Origin of the sequence: Nonomuraea aurantiaca, from assembly GCF_020215705.1 — a bacterium.
Taxonomy (GTDB): domain Bacteria; phylum Actinomycetota; class Actinomycetes; order Streptosporangiales; family Streptosporangiaceae; genus Nonomuraea; species Nonomuraea aurantiaca.
Map to the genome: position 1 here is coordinate 138,062 of NZ_JAIWNB010000002.1, position 20,805 is coordinate 158,866.

The following is a 20,805-nucleotide window of genomic DNA, read 5'->3' on the forward strand; positions in this document are numbered from 1 at the left end:
CCTAATAAAACGAGTAGGAGCACCCCCCGATGCACCGATCCCTACGGCTCGCCGCGCTGGCCGCGCTCGCCGCCGCCCTCTTGCCCGTCGCCCCCGCCCAGGCCGCCGCTCCCGCCGAGGCCACTGCTCCCACCCGAGCCGCCGCTCCCACCCGATACGAGGCGGAGAGCGCCACGATCTCGCAGGGCGTGGTCGAGTCCAACCATGCCGGATTCAGCGGGACAGGATTCGTCAACTACGACAACCTGACCGGCAGCTACGTCGAGACCACGATCAACGCCCCGAGCACGGGCACCGCCTCCATCACGCTGCGTTTCGCCAACGGCACCACGGTCAACCGCCCGTTGGCCATCTCGGTCAACGGCACCACGGTCAACCGGGACTTCCCGAGCACCGGCGACTGGACGACCTGGCAGGACGTCACCATCACCGCACCGGTCAGCGCGGGCGCCAACACCGTCAGGGCCACGGCGACGACCACCAACGGCGGGCCCAACCTCGACTACATCGACGCCGACGTGGCCGCGCCATCGAACGACTACCAGGCGGAGAACGCCACGATCTCGCAGGGCGTGGTGGAGTCGAACCACGCCGGCTACACCGGCACGGGCTTCGTCAACCTCGACAACGTCGTCGGCTCGTACGTCGAGTTCACCGTGAACGCGGCCACCGCCGGCAACGCCACCCTGGCCCTGCGCTTCGCCAACGGCACCACGGTCAACCGCCCGATGGCCATCGCGGTCAACGGCACGACCGTGAACCGGGACTTCCCGGGCACCGGCGCCTGGACGACCTGGCAGGAGGCCACGGTCTCGGCGGCGCTGAACGCGGGCGCCAACGCCGTCCGAGCCACCTCCACCACCGCGAACGGCGGGCCGAACCTCGACCGCCTGAGCGCCTCAGTCATCGGACCACCTGACACCGAGAAGCCGTCCGTGCCAGGCAACCCGCGCGCCACGGGCACCACGTCCGGCTCCATCAGCCTCGCCTGGGACGCCGCCACGGACAACAGCGGCACCGTCAAGGACTACCGGGTACGCGAGGGCGACACCGTCGTGGCCACCGTCACGGCCGCCACCGCCCAGATCACCGGCCTGGCGCCCAGCAGCACGCACACCTACACGGTCACCGCCCGCGACCCGTCGGACAACGAGTCGGACCGCAGCGCCGCCGTCACGGCCACCACGCAGGCGGGCGGCACCGGAACCCCGGTCGCGGCCAACGGCCAACTGCACGTCTGCGGGGTCAGACTCTGCAACGAGCACGGCAAGGAGATCCAGCTCCGCGGCATGAGCTCGCACGGCCTGCAGTGGTACTACCAGTGCCTCAACACCGCCTCACTGAACGCGCTGGCCGACGACTGGAAGGCCGACGTGCTGCGCATCTCCATGTACATCCAGGAGGACGGCTACGAGACCAACCCCCGCCTGTTCACCGACCGGGTGCACAACCTGATCGAGCAGGCGACGGCCAGAGGCATGTACGCGATCGTCGACTGGCACATGCTCACCCCCGGCGACCCCACCTACAACCTGGCCAGGGCCAAGACGTTCTTCACCGAGATCGCCCAGCGGCACAACGGCAAGAACAACCTGCTCTACGAGATCGCCAACGAGCCCAGCGGCGTCTCCTGGTCCACGATCAGGAACTACGCCCACCAGCTCATCCCCGTCATCAGGCAGTACGACCCCGAAACCCCGATCCTGATCGGCACCCGCGCCTGGTCCTCCCTCGGCGTCTCCGACGGTGCGAGCGAGACCGAGGTCGTCAACAACCCGGTCAACGCGACCAACATCATGTACACCTTCCACTTCTACGCGGCCTCCCACGGCACCGAATACCTCAACACCCTGTCGAGGGCCGCGGACAAGATCCCGATGTTCGTCACCGAGTTCGGCACCCAGACCTCCTCCGGCGACGGGTCGAACAACTTCACGAGGTCGCAGCAGTACATCGACCTGATGGCCCAGAAGAAGATCAGCTGGACGAACTGGAACTACTCGGACGACGAACGCTCGGGCGCCGTCTTCACCGAAGGCACCTGCCCCAACGGCCCCTTCACCGGCACCTCCCGCCTCAAGCCGGCCGGCGTCTGGGTCCGCGACCGAGTCCGCACCCCCGACGACTTCTGACCCACCTCGTGTCCGTCTACGGGAGTCCCTGCCACGGCGGACGGTCTTCTTCCGCTCTCCCGAAGGGGGTCTCTCCATGGGACCCCCTTCGACGGGCCGCCCTTTTCTCTCCCTCGATCATCTTGATGTACTTCGCGACGTCGAGCATCTGGAGGCGCTCGCTGGCGCCCAGCTCGCGGACGCTGAAGCGGGCGCCGTACGGATAGACGATGTCGTCGCCGGGGTTCGGCGTCATCGAGCTCTGCCGTACGCTCTGCACGATCGTCCGGACGACCCGGACCGGAGCGGCCAGCACGTCGCGCAGCAGCTGGAGCTTCAGGGCCTTGACCGCCTCCCAGGAGATCCGCCCGCTGGTCATGGCCGGGAGGTTGTCGACCACGTGATAGAGGTCGTGGGCCGGCCGGAGCACGGTGACCACGAACTGCGTGTAGAGCATCCGCCCTTCGACGGCCACATAGACGAACGCGGAGGCCAGCGCCTCCTGGTCCTCGGCGGGCGCGGCCAGGTTGCCGTTGAGGTCGCGGATCTCCTGGGCAGCGTTTTGTTGATCGTGACCCGCTGGTATTGACGCGCTCCCTGGGATGAATCTCGGGGATTCCGCCTGTGCCGCATGGTGTCATGCGGCATTTCGGTGGCTTCCTGCTTCGTCGGTCGTGCCCCGTGCCCGGCGCTTGCGCGCTGGGTGTGGGGTCTTATCTGCCTCCACAGGCGTTTGGGGTCTCCGCTTCCCGCCCATCTCAGGTTCGGGTTTCCGTCCAGCGGCGACCTGCCGCCTCCCGGCAGCCAAGATGTTGATCGCGGCGTTCACATCCCGGTCATGGGTCACGCCACAGGCGCACACCCACTCCCGCACGTTCAGCGGCATCACCTGCACCAGATTCCTGCACGCCGAGCAGAGCTTGGAGGAGGGATGGAACCGGTCAATCCGGGCGAAGGCGCGACCGTAGAGTTTCGCCTTGTACTCCAGCATGCCCACGAACGCCCACCAACCCGCATCGTGCACGCTCTTGGCCAGCCTCGTGCGTGCCAGTCCCTTGACCGCCAAGTCCTCCACATAGATCGCTTGGTTCTCGCGAACTATCCGCATGGAGGCCTCATGGTGGAACTCCCGGCGTGCATCGGCGACCTTCGCATGCTGCTTGGCGACCTTGATCCGGGCTTTGACCCGGTTCGCCGATCCCTTCTCTTTACGCGAGAACAGCTTTTGAAGGCGCTTGAGCTTCTTCTCCGTCCGGCGCAGAAACCGGGGCGACTCGATCTTCCGGCCATCGGCCAGCACCGCGAAATGCCTCAACCCCAGATCGATACCGGTCTCGATTTCCACCTGCGGCAAGGGATGTTCGGCGACCTCGACCACGAACGAGGCGAAGTACCGACCCGCCGCATCTTTGACCACCGTCACGCTGGACGGATCGGACGGCAGGCGGCGTGACCAGCGCACCTTAATGTCACCGATCTTCGGCAGGCTCAGTTTATCCCCGACCTTGAACCGGGCGTTCTTGGTAAACCGGATCGCTTGCCGGTTGTCCTTACGGGACCGGAACCGAGGCGGGGCGATCTTCGGCCCCTTCCGCTTGCCGCTCACGCTGGCGAAGAAGTTGCGGTAGGCCGCGCAGGCATCGGCCAGGGCCTGCTGGAGCACCACCGCCCACACCTCGCCCAGCCAGGCCCGATCGGGCGTCTGCTTGGCCTGGGTGATGACCTGCTTGGACAGCTCGCCATCGGTGATGAACGGCAACCCCTCGGCGTGCGCCACCCGGCGCAGTGCGAGCGCGTCGTTGAACACCACCCGCGCGCAGCCGAATGCTCGCGCCAGCGCGATCCGCTGACTCGGGGTGGGGTCCAGGCGGAAGGAGTAACGAAGCCGCACGGCCTCAATTCTACGGTTGGGCTATGGCCGGACGCAGTGAAATAAGGACCTGCAGACCCTGCGTTTCCCTGCTCCACGCCCACTTGGGCTTCGTCGCAAAATTGCATCGTAAGGTGTTTATCTGGATGAGGGTCGTCAACCATACGAATGTGCTCAAATGGGCTATAAAACAGCTGATGGCGAAGAATTCGGTAATCACGACATCGCGTACCACGAGCATCGTGGCCGCCTCCCGCTCATTCGTGCGTGGCGGTGAGCCTATAGTGGGCGAATATCTCAAGAGCGGCTCGTTATCAAATACTCTTCTTTCGGTAATGCGGACGGCTGTCGACAAAGCGAATCAGAAATAAAGTATTTGTCCTGGTTTTTCGGGATTGATTAGGGAGAGGTGCATTGGTGGATGAATCGGGCTCCGGCCGCCTTTGTGGGCGATGCGGGGCCGACGCCGGGAACCTCGACCGGTGCCCGAGGTGCGGAGCGGCCCTCGCGGAGCCACCGGCGCAGGCGGACGGTGCGGACTGCGACCCCTGGGATCGGCCACGCCCTTGGACGTCGCTGGTCTTCCTCGGCTTGATCCTGCCGGCGCTCGCCCTCGCGCTGGTCTGGTGGATCGCCTCCGGTCTCCCCTGGCCCTCCGGTGATGGAGACACCCAGACGCGGCAGGACGAGGCGCCCGTGCTCGCCGATGCCACCGGCGCGACCTCAGCGCCGGCAACCGACGCCGGATCACCGGCAACCGACACCGGATCACCGGCAATCGGCACCGGATCACCGGCGACCGGCACCGGCCAGGCCGCCCGGCAGGCCGCCGGTCTCGATGATCTGCTCACCAACAGCCACTCGACCCGCGCCAGCCTGTCGGGGGCCATCGCCCGCGCCAGCGCATGCGAGCGGAGCGGCATGAACGCCATCCAGAACATCACCGCCAACCGGCGTGACCAGCTGACCATGGCCCAGGCGCTCGACCTGACCGCCCTGCCGGAAGGGCCCGCGCTCAAGGAGTCCCTCGTCGCGGTGCTCGACGCCTCCTACCGCGCCGACGCCGCCTTCCTCACCTGGGCCCGGCGCCACCTGGCGAAGGGCTGCACCGGACCCATCGCCCTGGATCCCGACTACCGCCGCGGCCTCGACAAATCGGGCGACGCCCAAGCGGCGAAGGCCCTGTTCGTCGAGGCGTGGCGCCCCATCGCGCAAACCTACGGCCTGACCCACTGGAAGGCCGACGACATCTGAAGGCGTCAGCGCACGCGGGCCTGGGAGGCCAGCGTGCCGCCGCCGGTGGCCTGCCATCCCGCCACCACCGTCGGGTGGGCACCCGTGGCGCGGGTCAGGGGGACGGTCACCGTCGTGGTGCCCTTGCCGGAGACGGTGACGACGCGGCTGCCGGCCGTGCCCTGGTCGTCGCGGACGAACAGGTGCCCCTTGCCGGCGGCGTTGGCGCGCAGCGTCACCTTCACCGCGTTCCGGCCGCTCGTGGCGGAGATCACCCGGCCGCTCTCCGACTCCTTCGCCGCGGGACCGCCGGCGAGCGGCAGGTGGACGCGGACCGCCTGCTCCAGCGACTGCGGCGAGTCCAGGCTGGACAGGCCGGTGTCGGGGATCACCGGGTCGGGCGGGGTGGTCGGCCGGTCGGCCGGCGGCTGGTAGCCCGGCAGCGTCGCGACGCCCCACCGGTACGGGTCACCCTGGACGCCACCCCAGGTCGACCAGCCGATCCGGGTCTGGCCGGTCTTGTCCTGGGTGTCGGAGTCGTACACCAGGATGTCGAGCCCGAGATGCGCGGGATCGACCGCACCCGGCAGGGTCTCCATCGGGATGGCCATCTCCACGTCATACGCCCCGGCGGAGACCTTCGAGGCCACCCGCATGCCGGTGGCGGGTCCCTGGTGGTTGTCGGCGTCGCGCAGCGCGCAGGGCGGCCCCTCGGCCGTCACCGGCAGCACCGCGGCCTTGAACGTCGTGGAGGTGTTCTCCGATGTGCCGCGCGGGTCGAGGGTCACCTCCACCGAGTCGGTACGCCAGTGCCGCTTGCAGTCGGAGGCGGGCAGGCGGGTGCCGACGACGTCGTCCTTCACGTGGACCATCAGGAACAGCGTGTCGTCGCGCCAGGTCACCTTGGCCGTGCCGGAGCAGTCCGCGGCCGACGAGCACGCGGTGCCCTCCCACAGGCGGGAGATGTCGAGGGCGGGCCCGGCGTATTCACCGTCGCCCTCCACGCCGTCGACGGCCGGCGCCGCCGCGGCCTGCGGGATGGACGTCGCCGGGACCAGTTCGAGCGCGGGCTTGCTCACCGACGATCCGTCCGCGCTGGTGGTGGTGATGGTGTACGCGTAGTCGCCGCCCTGGTTCGAGGTCTTCAGCGAGGGGTCGGAGTTGGTGACGGTGAACGGCACCGTCGTCGAGGCCCCGGCCGCCAGCCCGCTGTAGGGCGCCTCGGCGCGGTCGGCGGTGAAGCCGGCGGGCAGGTCCAGGCGTACCGTGCCGGACTGGGTGGCGCCGCTCACGTTGGTGACCACGACGCCCACCTGGCGGGAGCCGCCGGACGGGAGGGTGAGCACGGGCGTGACCAGGCCGCGCAGCTGTGGCACGCCGAGTTCGGCGGTCCACTTCTCGTACTGGGCGACTTGGGGGAGCAGCTGCTGCCCACCTCGTACGGCCGGGCTGACCTCGACCTGCCGGTCGGTGTAGCCGCGTCCATGCTCGGTGGTCAGCGTGGCCCCCAGGCGAGCCCGCTCACTCGCGCCCTGGGGTGGCGTCACCGTGAACGTCGCGGATCCCGTACGCCCCGGGGCGATCCTGCCGAGATCACCGGAGCCGCTGACCGCCCAGCCCTGGGGGACGCGCAGCGCGACGGACGATCGGCCGAGCGGTTCGCCGGAGGGGGCGGTCGCCCTGACCTTGACGGTGAACGCCGTTCGCGGGCGGACGTCGAACGTGCTGGGCCGCAGGTCGAGCAGGGTGCCGAGCGGCACGGTGCCGGCCGCGCGGGTCAGCGCGCCGTCGAGCATCGCCGTGGGCGCGGCCGCCGCCGCGCTGCCCGGCTCGGGGAAGGGCACCCGCGAGTCCACCTGGGTGAAGAAGTCGCAGCCCAGCTGGGCCGGGTCGGACGGCACGTCGGGGAAGACGGCCCAGCCCTGGGAGGCGTACGAGCGCTGGGCCTCGCGCTCGATGGCGGCCCAGGTCTTGCCGCCCTGGCTCTGGGAGGGGCGTCCGCTCCACACGCCGTACACGTTCTGCGCCGGGTTCGTGGGACGGAAGGTCGCGGCGCAGGCCGGACCGACCTGGGAGGTGCCGCGCCCGCCGCCGAGGAACAGCCGGGCCGGCGCGAAGGGCCGCAGCCCCTCACGGGTGAGCTGCTCGGGGAACGCCTTCGGATCGGCCGCCGCGTAGAACGCCTCGACGGCCAGCCGCGCGGCCTGCTGGTGGTTCCCGTGGTTGCCGGGGGAGGGGGCCGGGTCCATGGTCAGCATGACCTCGGGCCGGGTCTGGCGGACGACCCGTACGACCTTCTCCAGGGTGTCGTCCCCCCAGATCTGGTCGGTCAGCGGGGCGCTGACCGTGTAGTAGAAGTCGACGTCGTCGAGGTTGAACACCTCCCGCACACCGGCCTTGCCGACCGCGGTCCGCTCCTCGGCCTCCCGCAGCAGGCCGAGCGCCGGGCCCTCCTCCGGCCCGACGGCGTTGCCGCCGCCCTCGCCCCGGGTGACGGTGACGACGCCGGCGCGGACCCTGTGGTCCTCGTTCCACTGGCCGAGCGTGGACAGGCTGAACGCCTCGTCGTCGGGGTGGGCGCCGACGAACAGCGCGTCGAGGTCAATCGGGGGAGCGGGAGCATGTTCGGCCAGCGCGGGCGCCGCTGGTACGAAAGCCAGCGCGGCGGCCACCGCTACCAGCGCGTAGAGCGACCTCTTCAAGGGAACCTCCGGGGGGTTATTCGCGGACTGCCCCCTGGAGCAGCCCGCGGACGAAGTGACGCTGGAGGAACAGGTAGAAGATCACCACCGGTGTCGCCACGATGACCGACCCGGCGGCGAGCAGGGTGAAGCCGGAGGTGTACTGGCCCTGGAAGAAGGCCAGCCCCAGCGGCGCGGTCCGCAGCGACTCGCTGGTCACCATGATCAACGGGATGAGGAACTCGTTCCACGTCCACATGAAGACCAGCACGGTCAGGGTGACGACGGCGGGCCGGGACGGGGGCACCAGCACCTGCCACAGGATGCGCCAGGTCGAGGCGCCGTCGATGCGGGCGGCCTCGACGATCGCCCGGCTGCTGGCGCGGAAGTACGCCCGCATCCAGAACGTGCCGAACGCCACGGACAGCGCGACCTGCGGCAGCGCGACCGACCAGAAGGTGTCGATGAGGCCGAGCGAACGCAGGTCGAAGTAGAGCGGGACCGCGATGGCCTCGCTCGGCATCATGATCCCGAGCATGAACAGGTAGAACAGCACCGACTGGCCGCGGAAGCGCATGGTGCCGAAGGCGTACCCGCTCATGATGGACAGCACCACGCTGACCACCACGACGAACGCCGACACCATCAGGCTGGTACGCAGGTAGGTGCCGAACCGCCCGACCTCCCACGCCGCCGAGAAGTTGCCCACGTGCAGCCCCGCCACGCTGAGCCCCTGCCCGGTGGCGTCGGCGCTGTCGTCGGGGCCGAGCGCGGCGAACAGGATCGACAGGATGGGGAAGAGCGCGAACGCGGCGAACGCCGAGAGGATGACGTAGTTGGCCAGCCGCTCCCCCCGCGAGATCACGAGGCCCCCCTGTCCGCGAAGCGGTTGATCATGAACGAGATCGCGAAGATGACGACCGTCAGGGTGACCCCGATCGCCGCCGCCGAGCCGATCTGGCTGAGCCCGAAGGCCCGGTGGTAGACCTCGTACGACGGCACCGACGTGGAGTTGCCGGGACCGCCGCGCGTGGTGATGTAGACCAGGTCGAAGGTCCGCAGCGCGGCGATCACGGTCAGCGTCAGCGCGACCGCGATCTCCCCGCGCACCGAGGGCAGCGTGACCGCGAAGAACTCCTTGACCGCCCCGGCCCCGTCGAGCCGCGCCGCCTCGTACAGCTCCGCCGGGATGCGGCTCATCCCGGCCAGCAGCAGCACGGTCACCAGGCCGGTCTCGAACCACGTGCCGACCACGCCGACCGCCGGCAGCGCGAAGGTGTAGTCGCCCAGCCACCCCCTGGTGAGCGAGTCGAGCCCGAGCGCGCCGAGCAGGCCGTTGAGGGTGCCGTCGGGGGCGTACACGCGCCGCCAGGCCACGGCCACCACGACCATGGCGACCACCTGCGGCAGGAACACCACCGTCCGGAAGAACCCGAGCCCGCGCACCTTCGCGTGGTTGAGTATCGCCGCCAGCATCAGGCCGATGGCCAGCGGCGCCAGCGCGTAGAACGCGACGAGGACCAGGGCGTGGACGAAGGCGTCGCGGAGCCCCTCGTCCGCGACGATCGCCGCGTAGTTGGACAGCCCCGCCCAGGTGCCGACGGACAGCCCGTCCCAGTTGTACAGCGACAGCTGCACCGCCCGGCCGATCGGATAGAGCAGGAACGCCGCATAGATGACGAACGCCGGCAGTAAGTAGAGGTAGGCGACGCGCCTGGGCTCACCGGGAGGTCGGGCCACGCTCACCCGTTGCTCTCCGCGAAGGTCTTGTAGTCCTTCTCCAGCGTGGCCAGGAACTCCTGCGGAGTCGCCTTCTTGGCCAGCAGGTCCTGCAGCGCCGCGCCCAGCGTGTCGGCGAAGGTCGGCGTCGCGTAGTCGAGGTAGGGCACCAGGCCGTCGTTCTTGGTCGCGGTGCCGAACGCCTTGAAGACGTCCTGCTGCGCACCCGCCGGCACGCTCTGCTGGTCGGTGTCGGCGACCGGCAGGTTGCCGGTGGTGGTGAGCACCTTCATGGCGTCGGCGTTGGTGATGAAGTCGATGTACGCGGCCGCCGCGTCGGGGTTGGGGCTCTTGGCGGTGATGGCGAACGGCAGGCCCGTGCCGCCGGTCGCGACGGGCGGCGCGTCGGGCGTGGCGCCGGGCGGCAGGATGAAGCCGAGGTTCTTGCCCAGGACCTTCTCCATGTCGGCCATCAGCCAGGTGCCGCCGATCAGGAAGACGCCCGTCCCCTTGCTGAACGCCTGCCACGCCGGGTCGTAGCCCTGGCCGTTGAAGCCCTTGTTGAAGTAGCCCTTGTCCACCCAGTCGACGAGCTGCTGGGCGGCCTTGGTGTTCTCGGGGGTGTTCCAGGAGGCGCCCTTGCGGCCGAAGGCCAGCGTGCTGATCTGGGCGGCCGGAACGTTACGGCCCTGCACGGTGCCGAACACGTGGATGGCCGGCCACTTGTCGAGGTTGCCCAGCTGCATCGGCACCTCGCCGGCGCCCTTGGCCTTGGCCAGCGCGGCCTGGAACTCCTCCCAGGTCTTGGGCGGCTGCAGGCCGAGACCGGTCAGCTTGGCGGCGTTGTAGTAGATGCCGACGACCTCGCCGACCTGCGGCAGGCCGTACAGGTTGCCCTCGCCGAACACCTTGCCGTCGGCGCTGTAGCTCGAATAGCGCAGGACCGAGGCCGGATAGCGCTTCTTCCAGCCGTACGCCTCGGCGTAGGCGTTCAGCGGGCGGAGCTGGCCGGCCTTCACGAACGCGCCCATCGAGGACCGGCCGTTGTTGGCCTCCACCACGTCCGGCGGTTCGTTGCCGCTCAGCGCCAGGCGCAGGGTGGTGTTGAGGTCGTCGAAGGAGCGGGACACCCGCTTGAGCTTGATGTTGGGGTATTTCGCCTCGAAGGCGGCGTTGAGCTGCTTCATCTGGGCGGCCTGCCCGCCGCGTACCTCCTGGTCCCAGATGGTGAGCGTCACGTTGCCGAGGGCCGCGGCGTCGGTGCGTACCGCGCTGGGTGCCGCCGACGAGGCGGCCGGGGGTGGAGCCGAGGAGCCGGGCGCGCACGCGGTCGCGGCGAGGGCCACGGCGGTGGCGGCGAGTAAGGCACGCGTGCGAGGCGTTGGGGGGATCATGGTGTTACTCCTTTTGCGCAGGCACGCGGTGCGTGTTCGGGTCCTCGGGCTCGTCGGGTGGACCGTCGGCCGTGGCGCTCTCAGGCCCGCCGGACGCCTCGGCGGCGGTCCTGGCCGGTGGCTTACCCGGCGTCCGCGGCGCCATTCCCACGTCGGCCTGCCGGGCGATGGTGGCGGCCGCCCGGCGTACCGCGCCGACGGGGTCGGTGGGCACCAGCTTGTCGAGGAAGCCGTAGCGGCGGGCCAGCGAGTCGCCGTAGGCGCCGCTGTGGCCGGCCGCCGCCCGCACCTCGTGCCACCAGTCGGCGATGTCCCCCCAGCCGGGCGCGGCCAGCGAGCCGCCGAACTGCTGTACGGCCAGCGCCGAGCAGACCCCGGCGAACGCCAGCCGGTCGGCCAGCGGCCAGCCGCACAGGGTGCCGAGCACGAGGCCCGCGCCGAAGACGTCCCCCGCGCCGGTCGGGTCCAGCGCGGTCACCCGCGGAGCCGGGACGAACGCCTCCTCACCCGTCAGGGAGTCGATGGCCATGGCGCCGTTCGCCCCGTCGGTGACCACGGCGAGAGGGACCCGGTCGGCGATCGCGTACAGCGCGTCCCGCGGGCTGTCGGTGCCGGTGTAGGCCATGGCCTCGACCGCGTTGGGCATGAACGCGTGACAGACCGCGAGTTGCTCCAGCAGGGCGGCCGACCAGGCGCCGGACGGATCCCAGCCCACGTCGGCGAAGATGAGGGCGCCGTCGAGCTGCGCCTTCTCGGCCCAGTTGCACTTGCCGGGCATGCCGAGCGGCTCCTCGGCCGACAGCGTCACGATCGCCGCCCTGGAGCGGGGCGGGGCGCCGATCATGTCCGAGGCGGCCATGGGAGCGGAGTGGCCGTGGGTCACCATGCTCCGGTCGCGGTCGACGGCCATGGAGACCGTCACCGGCGAGTGCCAGTTCTCGAAGCGCCGGGACCTGGACAGGTCGACCGACTCCTGCTCGGCGAGCGTACGCCAGCAGAAGTCGGCGTAGTCGTCGTCCCCGAACGCGGCGGCCAGCGAGGTGCGCAGGCCCAGCCGGCTGGTCGCGATGGCCAGGTTGGCGATGCCGCCCGGACACGACCCCATGCCGTCGGCCCAGATCTCCGTGCCGGCGGCGGGCATCGCGGGCAAACCGGTGAACACGATGTCGAGGAAGACCGTGCCCGCTAAGAAGACGTCGAACTGCGGCCCCTCCGGGGTGCGCTGATCGGCTAGAGGGTCGTACGCCTGGGCAGACACAGAACAAGTCCTCCTCGACAGAGCGAGATGTGCGCAATCTTGCATGTTTGCTCGCGCACTTCAAGTGTTTCGCGCGAGGTTTTGGTCAATGATGCTCGCTCATGCGCGAATATGACTGATACGATTCCCGGGTGCTTCAGCGCCTCAGGCATGCCGAGATCATGCGCCGGGTCCGCCTCTCGGGCGCCACCAGCGTGAGCGATCTGGCCAGCCAGCTCGGCGTGAGCCCGTCGACCATCCGCCGCGACCTTGAGGTGCTCGACCGCGACGGCACGCTGCGGCGGGTGCGCGGCGGCGCTCTGGCCGAGGTCGACGCCGACGCCGACCGGCCCTTCGCCGAGGTGGCGGTGGTCGACGAGCAGGACAAGGAGGCGGTGGCCGGGCGCGCCGCGCAGCTCGTCCGCGACGGCGACGTGGTCCTGCTCGACATCGGGACGACGACCATGCGGCTGGCCCGCCGGCTGCGTGGCCGCCGCGTCACCGTGGTCACCTCCAGCCTCGCCGTCCTCGACGTGCTCCGCGCCGACCCGGCGGTCGAGCTGCTGCTGCTCGGCGGCATGGTCCGGCGGACATACCACTCGCTGGTCGGCGTGCTGACCGAGGAGGCGCTGCGCCAGGTGTGCGCTGACCGCGTGTTCCTGGGCGTGAGCGGCGTCCGGCCGGACGGCCAGCTCGTCGACACCACGCTCGCCGAGGTGCCGCTGAAGCGCGCCATGATCGCGGCGGCGGGCCAGGTGGTGTTACTCGTCGACCGGCACAAGTTCCCCGGCACGGGCGCCCTGCGGGTGTGCGGCCCTGAGGACATCGACGTGCTGGTCACGAACGAGGGCGCCGACGAGACGACGCTGCGCAACTGCGCGGCCGCGGGTGCCGAGGTGCAGGTCGTGTGAAGGGGTTTCCATGAGACTGACCGTGCTCGGTGGCGGCGGCTTCCGGGTCCCGCTGGTCTACGGCGCGCTGCTGCGCGACACCGCGAAGCCGCGCGTGGAGCAGGTGATGCTGTACGACGTGTCGGCCGACCGGCTGGCCGCCATCCGGCACGTGCTCCAGCAGCTCGCCGCCGGGCACGACGACCCGCCCGAGGTGCTGACCACCACGGACCTGGACACCGCGCTGCGCGATTCCACCTTCGTCTTCTCGGCGATGCGCGTCGGCGGCCTGGCGGGCCGCACCGCGGATGAGCGGGTGGCGCTGGAGCTGGGCCTGCTCGGCCAGGAGACGACCGGGCCCGGCGGCATCGCCTACGGCCTGCGGACGATTCCGGTCGCCGTACGGGTGGCCGAGCGGGTGGCCGCCCTCGCGCCCCAGGCATGGGTGATCAACTTCACCAACCCGGCCGGCATGATCACCGAGGCCATGCGGAGTGTGCTCGGTGACCGCGTGATCGGCATCTGCGACTCGCCGATCGGGCTGGTCCGCCGGGCCGCCGCCGCCCTCGGGCTCGACCCGGCCCGCGTGTCGCCCGACTATGTGGGGCTGAACCACCTCGGCTGGCTGCGCGGGCTCACCTACCAGGGCCGGGACGTGCTGCCCGGCCTGCTCGCCGACGACGCGGCGCTGCGGCAGGTCGAGGAGGCGCGGATCTTCGGCGGCGACTGGGTGCGGACCCTGGGGGCGCTGCCCAACGAGTATCTCTACTACTACTACTTCACCCGCGAGTCCGTCGCCGCCATGTCCGGGCAGACCCGGGGCGAGTCCCTGCTCGGGCAGCAGGATCGGTTCTACGCGGCCGTACACGCACGGCCCGAACAGGCCCTCGCCGAGTGGGGGAGGGCACGCAGGGAGCGCGACGAGTCGTACATGGCGGATACGCGGGAGATCACCGACGCCGGTGAGCGCGAAGCCGTCGACCTGGAGGCGGGCGGCTACGAGGGCATCGCGCTCGCACTGGTGGGCGCCATCGCCCGCGGCGAGCCCTCCACCATGATCCTCAATGTCCGCAACGGCGGCGCGGTGGCCGGCCTGCCCGCCGAGGCGGTCGTCGAGATCCCCTGCGCGGTGGACGGCTCGGGGATCCGGCCCCTGGCCACCTGCCCGCTGCCCGGCCGCTTCCTCGGGCTCGTGCAGCAGGTGAAGGCGGTCGAGCAGACGACCATCGAGGCTGCTTTGTCGGGCTCGTCCCGCCTGGCCGTCGAGGCGTTCGCCCTGCACCCCCTGGTCGACTCGGTCGGCACGGCGCGCAGGCTGCTCGACGGCTACCGGGCCCGCATCCCGGAGCTGGCCGCCGTCTTTCCGTCGTAGCACCCGCCCGTCCTTCGGTCAGCCGTGGCGCTCGTCGGGCACGTCCCTGAGCGCGCGGAGCGTGGGCAGGAGCGCGGTCAGCACGCGGGCGTACGCGGTGAGCAGATGGGGCAGCTCATCCGCCTGCTTCCACAGGGAGTCGACGAGGTCGCTCTCTTCAGCCGGGCCCGCACCGTCCCATTCATCGGACAGCTCCCACGCGCGTTCCTTGGCCGCTACGGCGGTCTCCACGGCCCTGGAGGCGAAGCGGACGTTGTCCACCATGGGCGGCGCGACACCAGCCGCGGTCAGGGCCTGGACGAGGTCGTCGGTCTCCGGCAGAAGCGGCATCCGGTGCTTGCGCCACATCTCGCCCCACAGGCGCTGCCGCCGCCCCTCCGGAGTCCCGTCCTCGACGAGCTGTGGATTTCCCTCGGGGTCGCGCTGGAGGATCAGTCCGAGCTCCGCCGCGAACGCCTTGCCGCCGACCGGGATGCCCTCCGGCGTCCAGCACTGATCCATGCTGGCGGCGAGCTCGGCCAGCCGGCGATCGTCTTCGGGTATGGGCGGCAGGCACGCGAGTTCGGCGTGGCACATGCACGAGCTCGGATCGCCGGCCGCCGCGCGTCCACGGGTCAGCGGAACGCCGGTGAGCAGCGCCATCACCGCGCAGACCGCGAGGTCGACCCACCAGGCGATGAACTTCTGGGCGGCCTCCTCGTGCTCGTCGACCATGCTCTCGGCGAGGAGCACCCGTTGGACGATGAGCGACACCAGCGGCTCCAGTCTCGTCCCGCCGGTCACCCGGCCGGACATGGAGTCCTGCTGTCGAATCCGTTCGGCGAGGGTATAGGAGTCGCGGTAGTGCTTTTCCGCGGTGGCGTGGTCGGTCACGGCATGCTCGGCGATCTCGGCCACGCCCTCAAGAAGCCGATCGATCGACTCGTCGCCCAACGGCTGCCGGGCGGGGGAGGAGTACACGGTGGGGGCCTCCTGGCAACTGGCTGTTGTCGGAAGATTACTCTCGGGCACCGCCGCTCAGGGCGGATTCCGCTGCGATCAGCTCGACTTGCCGTGCACGACGAGCGCCCAGGCCAGCAGGCCGAAGGCGGTCGTGGAGCCGAGGACGCGGACGAGGTTCCAGCCCGCCCACCGGGCCTCGTCGAACCGCGCGCGGACCGCGGCGAGGTCGGCGATGGAGTCGGGGTCGCCGGCCGCCTTGAGCGCGTCGTTGAGCGGCACGTTGATCGCGATCGTGATGACGAACGTGACGATGTAGAGGACAAGCGCGACCGCGACCCACGGCAGCTCGGGCCGCCCGATGTGGGTGATCGTGGCGATGACGGTGAAGATCAGGGCGCCCAGGAAGCCGCCGCCCATGAACCACGGGTTGATGATGGCCCGGTCCATCGACTGGAAGGCGCCGACGAAGGTGCGGTCGTCGGTTTTGGCGAGGCCGGGCATGACGGTGTGCGCGTAAAGGCCGAAGACACCGGCCACCAGCCCCATCGTCATCGTGGCGGCCATCAGGGAGACGACCCGCAACACGTCCATGGTGCTACTCCTGGGGAGACGGGGGTTTCGTGGCTCGTTGAGGATAACAAGCGGCCCCTGTCGTGACCCTTTCGCGCGCCTGTCGTGGGAGGGCGGCTGAACCCCGCGATACCCTCGAGATCGTGACGTTGTTCGGCATCCGTCCAGAGCAGGGCGTACGACTCACCAACATCTTCGCCACGCCCTGGCACGTGACGGACGGTGCGGAGGCGGCGCCGGCGGGCGAGCGTCCACGGCTCGGGCGGCCGGAAACCTACTTCACCGGCTCGGCGACCCCTCAGGTCCTGCACAAGCTGGCTCTCGACCATCACAAGATCGAGTTCGAGAGCTGGGACCGGCCGCTCGCGAGTGCCCGGTTGTGGCTGTTCGCGGTGCCGTCCACGCAGATCGTGGCCGTGCTGACCCTGGACGTCGAGGACGAGCTGGCCGACACGGTCGATCTGCTGGAGGACTGCTTCTACGCCGACCTGAAGATCGACGGCCGCTCGCTGGAGGGGGTGGCCGCGGAGCTGACGGGCGGCACCGGCGGGTTCTTCCCCGAACGCCACCAGCTCGCCTTCAGCTCCCGGCTCCCGCCCGCAACGTCCGACGACCTGGTCCAGCGGGTGATCTACCGGGGCGACCTGCCGGAGCGCGAAGAGTTCAGCACGATCACGTACCCGAGCGAGCTGAACAGGCGCCCGGAGACGACCGCCGCCGTGGGCCCCTACGTCAGCGTGCTCTGCGGACAGCCGAAGTACGTGGAGGACGGGATCTTCCTCTCGGCCGTGCAGGGCGTGGCGAGCGCGGCGCGGCTGCGCGAGATCCGGTCGGTGGCCTACCAGGCGGTGGAGGCGTTCCGCGGCCGCGACCGGGGCTGGCAGGACACGCGGGAGCGGCGCCGGAGCCTGGAGTCGCTGACCGACCAGCTCGGCGACCTGGAGCTGGACCTCAGCTACAGCGTCGAGGCGACGGCGGACCTCGGGATGATGGTGCCGTCGTTGCGGGTGGCGGGCTACCACGACGCCCTGTACGGGACGATGGGGTTGGTGGGCAAGGCGGAGAACGTGGCGCGCATGCTCGAACGGCTCGGCCGGGCGATCAGGGCCGAGCTGACCTCGATCGAGAGCCTGGAGCGACGGGCGGACGAGGACCGGCGGCTGCGGTGGACGGTGGCGGTCGGGTTCGTGTCGACGGTGGCGATACCGGTGACCTTGGTGCTCACCTTCTTCGGGGTGAACGCCCGTGAGGTGGATGTGCGGGTGTCGATGTTCGCCGGGCGGTATTGGGGGATCTACGGCTTGACGGTGGCCGTGGTGGGGGTTGGAGTGGGGCTGCTGGTCGGCCTTTACCTGCGGCAACGCCACATGATGCGCCGAGACCGCCGCTGAACGACGCCCTTTCCGCGCAGCCCCGCCTCCGTTTCCGAGCGCCCACGGCCCGCGGTCAGCTCCGGGGTGCGATGCGGTAGGCCCGGATGACGGTCTGCTCGACGGTGTTGCCGGCGCTGTCGGCGGCCTTGGCCCGCAGGGAGACGAACCCTTCCCTAGCCGGGTGGTTCACCATGATCTGGCCCTTGCGGATTTGGGCCTGGCTCCAGGTGGCGCCGTCGTCGAAGGAGACCTCGACGGTGAGAGCGCGCACCTCGTCGGCGGTCGAGCCCTGCTGTCGTTCCACGCGGACTGGTACGCGGTAGGTTTCGCCGCTGGGTGCGGTGTTACGGGTATCCAGCGCGGGGGAGGAGCGGACGACGGAGACCGGCAGCGGGTTGTCGTCGTCGGTGTGCTCGGAGCGGAATGTCCAGGCGGCTGAGGTGCGGGTCGTCAGGGTGGCGGGTGCGCCCCGCTCGGTCTCCACGACCAGCCGGTAGTCCGCTGCGCCCGGTGGGACGCGGAACCCCTTCCCTCCCAGTTCGGAGCGTTCGGCGACCAAGACGCCGTCGCGGTAGAGCGCGACGCGCGCCCGGGTGGTAGCCGCCCAGCCGGCGTGACCGGCGCCGTCACCGTACATGAGCATATTCGCCCGGATGGAATCCCCGGAACGGGTCAGCCCGCCGGACTCTGTCAGGACGGGGGAGAAGACGCCCAGGTTCCACGATTCCTGGTAGGCGCGGCCGGGTGTGTAGCCGGTGAGGGTCGACTCGAAGGTGGTCTCACCGCTCTTGGAGCCGTCCTCCCAGAAGTAGCGGCGCCACTTCGCTCCGCCGTCGGCGTTGACGTACTCGGTGCGTACGGATGGCGTGCTGAACGTCGTCTCGGTCAGGAGGTCGGAGGTCGGGCCGCCGGGCGGCTGGGCGGCGGCGGCGCGGCCCCTGCCACCGGTCAGGTGAGCGGCATAGGTGGTGTGAATGGCCGCCAGGTCACGGGTGGCCACCTTGCGGCGGAACCCGGTGACCATGCCGCCCTTGTGAAACCAGGCGAGCCGGTAAACGCGGGAGCCGCCGGGCGGCGCCCACGTCCCGGTGATCTGGGTCAGTGACCCGTCATAGGTCCGGTCGGGGCCGAGCTGTGCGGTCGTCAGGTTCTCGAACCGGTCCGAGACGAGGGGATAGGAGAGCTTCCCATCGCTGAAGGTGACCTGCGCGCCGACCTGCGCGGCAGACGGGTCGGGCACAGTGACCGAGAGCGGCTTGCCCAGGCGGGCGTCCAGGTCGAGGGTCTGGTTCTTGGCCAGGTCGAGGCCGGGGTGGATCAGCTGGGTGGTGTGGTCGCCGTCGAACAGGGTGCTCCTGATCATCCAGCCACCCTTGGGCAGGCGGAGTGTGACGGGGCCGTCGCCGGGGCTCTGCACGGTGATCTCCTTGGTGATGCCGGGGGAGTCGGTCCGGTGCAGCGTGGTGAGGTAGTCGGCGGTCGGGCTGCCGTCGCGGCCGGTGTGCTTGAGGGTCAGCGCGTACGTCTCCCTCTCCTTCTCCACCGCCAGCGGCGTGCTCACGCGGACGTCACCGCCGGCGGCGACGAGGTAGCCGCCGAGGTATCCCACCGGGGCCGCCGCGGTGTCGGCGGTGACCGATACCTCGGCCTGCCCGCCCGCAGGCACCGTCACGGTCGTGGGATTGACGGTGAACGGCTTCGCGTCGCCCTGGCCCTCCACGGACAGCTTGAGCGTCACCGGCGCGGCTCCCTGGTTGCGGTAGGTGACCTGCCGGGTGAGGGGCTCGTCGTCGTCGTGCGGCCACTGCTGTACGCCGAAGCCGACGCCGCCGGGCTCGGCGGTGACCGCCTGGGCTGTGGCCCGTCCCACGTCGACCCGGCCCGCGCCCTGGTCGAAGACGCCCACTGCCGGGTTGGGCGACGCCGATCCCATCAACGCCGCCTTGAGCGTGCCCGGGCTCCAGCCGGGGTGCTGCCCGGCCAGGATCGCGGCGGCCCCGGCGACGTGCGGGGTGGACATCGAGGTGCCCGACATCGCGACGTAGGAGCCCTCGCCGAATCGCGCGTCCTTGGCGCGCGCGGCGACGATGCCCTCCCCGGGCGCCGTGATCTCGGGCTTGAGCGCCGAGTCGGCGGCGCGCGGCCCTCTGCTGGAGAATTCGGCCAGTTCGTCGGACTTGGTGACGGCGCCCACCGCCAGGGCCGCGTCGGCGCTGGCCGGCGACTCCACCGAGCGCTCGTTGCCGCTGTTGCCCGCGGCGACCACGAAGAGCATGCCGTAGCTCTGGGTGAGCGTCGCCACCGCCGACTCCAGCGGGTCGATCTCGGGGGTGTCGGTGCCGCCCAGGCTCAGGTTGACCACCTTCGCGCCCTGCTCGCCCGCCCACTGCATGCCCGCCAGGATCGCCGACTCCTCGCAGAAGGTCACGCAGACCTTCCCGGCCAGGATGCTGACGGCGGGCGCGACTCCCTTGTACGTCCCGCCTGAGGCGGAGCCGCTGCCGGCGATGGTGGAGGCGATGTGGGTGCCGTGCCCGTTGCGGTCGGTGGCGTCGGACGATCCGGTGAAGTCGGCCTGCGCGCTCACCCGGTCGACCAGGTCGGGGTGCGTGGCGTCCACGCCGGTGTCGAGCACCGCCACCTTCACCCCGGCGCCGGTGTACCCCCGCTCCCACGCGGCGGGTGCGCCGATCTGCTTGACGCTGACGTCCAGCGTCGGCTTGCGCAGACCGTCCAGCCAGATCTTCCCCACGCCGCCGGACAGGGCCCGTCCGCCGCCGACGACGCCGCTCCAGAACCGGGCCCGGTCCTTCTTGGTGGCCTGTACGGCCAGGCCGGACACCGCGCCCAGCTCCCGCGTCACCCGGACGCCGCCTGCGCTCATCGCCGAGCGGAGCCCGCCGGTGAGCGCCGGCTGCGAGCCGGTCACGATGAGCGGCAGGTCGCCACGCCGGTCGTCGTAACCGAACGCGGCGAGCATCGTCACGTCGAACAGTCTCGGGTCAAGCTGTCCACGGCGCACCAGCGCGGCCGCGTCACTGGGTAAGACCCGCAGCCGCCCGTCCCGCTCGTCGATGGCGAAGGAGATCCCGGTACGACCCGCGCCCCGCTCGACCAGGACGCCGCCGCCCGGGCCCGTCAGCGTCACCCGATCTCCGGTGATCAGGGTGACCGTGACAGGAGCGGCGGGCGGCGCGGGCCCGTCTTCGGCCACCGCCGCCCCCGGCGCGGTGAGCGCCAGCACCATGACCCCCGTCAGTAGCGAAAATCTGCTTTTCATGTGCTTCTTCCGGTCAGTGTTCCTGTGGTCCGCCTCGGATGACGGATCACCTGTACTCATCCGGAAGCGGCTATGACTTTCACGGGCCGTGAAAGTGGGGGTGTGACTGCCAAGATGACGGCACGGGGTCTCG

15 protein-coding genes are annotated in these 20,805 nt (G+C 70.4%); 5 read left to right on the forward strand and 10 right to left on the reverse strand.

Annotation, left to right across the window (positions count from 1 at the left end):
- The first annotated feature begins 29 nt into the window (after positions 1 to 29).
- Positions 30 to 2,132 (forward strand): cellulase family glycosylhydrolase, encoded by a 2,103-nt coding sequence (locus tag LDL49_RS58245; RefSeq protein ID WP_308016085.1) that lies wholly within the window; start codon positions 30 to 32, stop codon positions 2,130 to 2,132.
- Between the two features lie 16 nt (positions 2,133 to 2,148).
- On the opposite strand, the gene LDL49_RS06415 is transcribed toward LDL49_RS58245, so the two are convergent.
- Both LDL49_RS06415 and LDL49_RS06420 read right to left on the reverse strand, forming a co-directional pair.
- Entirely contained in the window at positions 2,149 to 2,715 is a 567-nt protein-coding gene (locus LDL49_RS06415) for an AbeC-like domain-containing protein (protein WP_504854008.1), read from the reverse strand.
- A 33-nt stretch (positions 2,716 to 2,748) separates the two neighbouring features.
- Positions 2,749 to 4,002, reverse strand: coding sequence for an RNA-guided endonuclease InsQ/TnpB family protein (locus tag LDL49_RS06420; protein WP_225289989.1), 1,254 nt, complete (start codon positions 4,000 to 4,002; stop codon positions 2,749 to 2,751).
- A gap of 570 nt (positions 4,003 to 4,572) precedes the next feature.
- On the opposite strand from LDL49_RS06420, the gene LDL49_RS06425 reads away from it, so the two are divergent.
- On the forward strand, positions 4,573 to 5,235 hold the full coding sequence (locus LDL49_RS06425) for a hypothetical protein (protein ID WP_225289990.1): 663 nt from the start codon (positions 4,573 to 4,575) through the stop codon (positions 5,233 to 5,235).
- Positions 5,236 to 5,240: 5 nt separating this feature from the next.
- Here LDL49_RS06425 and LDL49_RS06430 read toward each other — a convergent pair whose 3' ends face one another.
- The 5 genes from LDL49_RS06430 to LDL49_RS06450 are packed head-to-tail and all read right to left on the reverse strand — an operon-like array spanning position 5,241 to position 12,266.
- Positions 5,241 to 7,916: a sugar-binding protein gene (locus LDL49_RS06430; RefSeq protein ID WP_225289991.1), complete on the reverse strand. Its 2,676-nt coding sequence runs from the start codon at positions 7,914 to 7,916 to the stop codon at positions 5,241 to 5,243.
- Positions 7,917 to 7,932: 16 nt separating this feature from the next.
- On the reverse strand, positions 7,933 to 8,760 hold the full coding sequence (locus tag LDL49_RS06435) for a carbohydrate ABC transporter permease (RefSeq protein ID WP_225289992.1): 828 nt from the start codon (positions 8,758 to 8,760) through the stop codon (positions 7,933 to 7,935).
- The gene (locus LDL49_RS06440) at positions 8,757 to 9,641 is read right to left on the reverse strand and encodes a carbohydrate ABC transporter permease (protein WP_225289993.1); all 885 of its coding nucleotides are present in this window, start codon (positions 9,639 to 9,641) and stop codon (positions 8,757 to 8,759) included. The genes LDL49_RS06435 and LDL49_RS06440 overlap by 4 nt, the downstream gene beginning before the upstream one ends.
- Positions 9,638 to 11,008 (reverse strand): extracellular solute-binding protein, encoded by a 1,371-nt coding sequence (locus LDL49_RS06445; RefSeq protein WP_225289994.1) that lies wholly within the window; start codon positions 11,006 to 11,008, stop codon positions 9,638 to 9,640. Before LDL49_RS06445 ends, LDL49_RS06440 begins: the two co-directional genes overlap by 4 nt.
- Positions 11,009 to 11,012: 4 nt before the next feature.
- A complete protein-coding gene (locus tag LDL49_RS06450) occupies positions 11,013 to 12,266 on the reverse strand; it encodes a PfkB family carbohydrate kinase (RefSeq protein WP_225289995.1) in 1,254 nt (417 codons plus the stop codon).
- A gap of 131 nt (positions 12,267 to 12,397) precedes the next feature.
- On the opposite strand from LDL49_RS06450, the gene LDL49_RS06455 reads away from it, so the two are divergent.
- Both LDL49_RS06455 and LDL49_RS06460 read left to right on the forward strand, forming a co-directional pair.
- Positions 12,398 to 13,156, forward strand: coding sequence for a DeoR/GlpR family DNA-binding transcription regulator (locus LDL49_RS06455; RefSeq protein ID WP_225289996.1), 759 nt, complete (start codon positions 12,398 to 12,400; stop codon positions 13,154 to 13,156).
- Between the two features lie 10 nt (positions 13,157 to 13,166).
- The gene (locus LDL49_RS06460; RefSeq protein ID WP_225289997.1) at positions 13,167 to 14,507 is read left to right on the forward strand and encodes a 6-phospho-beta-glucosidase; all 1,341 of its coding nucleotides are present in this window, start codon (positions 13,167 to 13,169) and stop codon (positions 14,505 to 14,507) included.
- An 18-nt stretch (positions 14,508 to 14,525) separates the two neighbouring features.
- Here LDL49_RS06460 and LDL49_RS06465 read toward each other — a convergent pair whose 3' ends face one another.
- Positions 14,526 to 15,467 (reverse strand): hypothetical protein, encoded by a 942-nt coding sequence (locus LDL49_RS06465; RefSeq protein ID WP_225289998.1) that lies wholly within the window; start codon positions 15,465 to 15,467, stop codon positions 14,526 to 14,528.
- A gap of 78 nt (positions 15,468 to 15,545) precedes the next feature.
- Complete coding sequence (locus LDL49_RS06470; protein ID WP_225289999.1) at positions 15,546 to 16,040, reverse strand: anthrone oxygenase family protein; 495 nt, start codon at positions 16,038 to 16,040, stop codon at positions 15,546 to 15,548.
- Between the two features lie 122 nt (positions 16,041 to 16,162).
- On the opposite strand from LDL49_RS06470, the gene LDL49_RS06475 reads away from it, so the two are divergent.
- Positions 16,163 to 17,410: a hypothetical protein gene (locus LDL49_RS06475; protein ID WP_225290000.1), complete on the forward strand. Its 1,248-nt coding sequence runs from the start codon at positions 16,163 to 16,165 to the stop codon at positions 17,408 to 17,410.
- Positions 17,411 to 17,465: 55 nt separating this feature from the next.
- Here LDL49_RS06475 and LDL49_RS06480 read toward each other — a convergent pair whose 3' ends face one another.
- Positions 17,466 to 20,672 carry a S8 family serine peptidase gene (locus tag LDL49_RS06480; protein WP_225290001.1) on the reverse strand — a complete coding sequence of 1,069 codons (3,207 nt, stop codon included), beginning with the start codon at positions 20,670 to 20,672 and terminating at the stop codon, positions 17,466 to 17,468.
- Positions 20,673 to 20,805: the final 133 nt, after the last annotated feature.

Coding starts and splice junctions, on each gene's coding strand:
- LDL49_RS06445 (WP_225289994.1), bottom strand. CDS start 11,008: ATGATCCCCCCAACGCCTCGCACGCGTGCCTTACTCGCCGCCACCGCC.
- LDL49_RS06480 (WP_225290001.1), bottom strand. CDS start 20,672: ATGAAAAGCAGATTTTCGCTACTGACGGGGGTCATGGTGCTGGCGCTC.
- LDL49_RS06460 (WP_225289997.1), top strand. CDS start 13,167: ATGAGACTGACCGTGCTCGGTGGCGGCGGCTTCCGGGTCCCGCTGGTC.
- LDL49_RS06470 (WP_225289999.1), bottom strand. CDS start 16,040: ATGGACGTGTTGCGGGTCGTCTCCCTGATGGCCGCCACGATGACGATG.
- LDL49_RS58245 (WP_308016085.1), top strand. CDS start 30: ATGCACCGATCCCTACGGCTCGCCGCGCTGGCCGCGCTCGCCGCCGCC.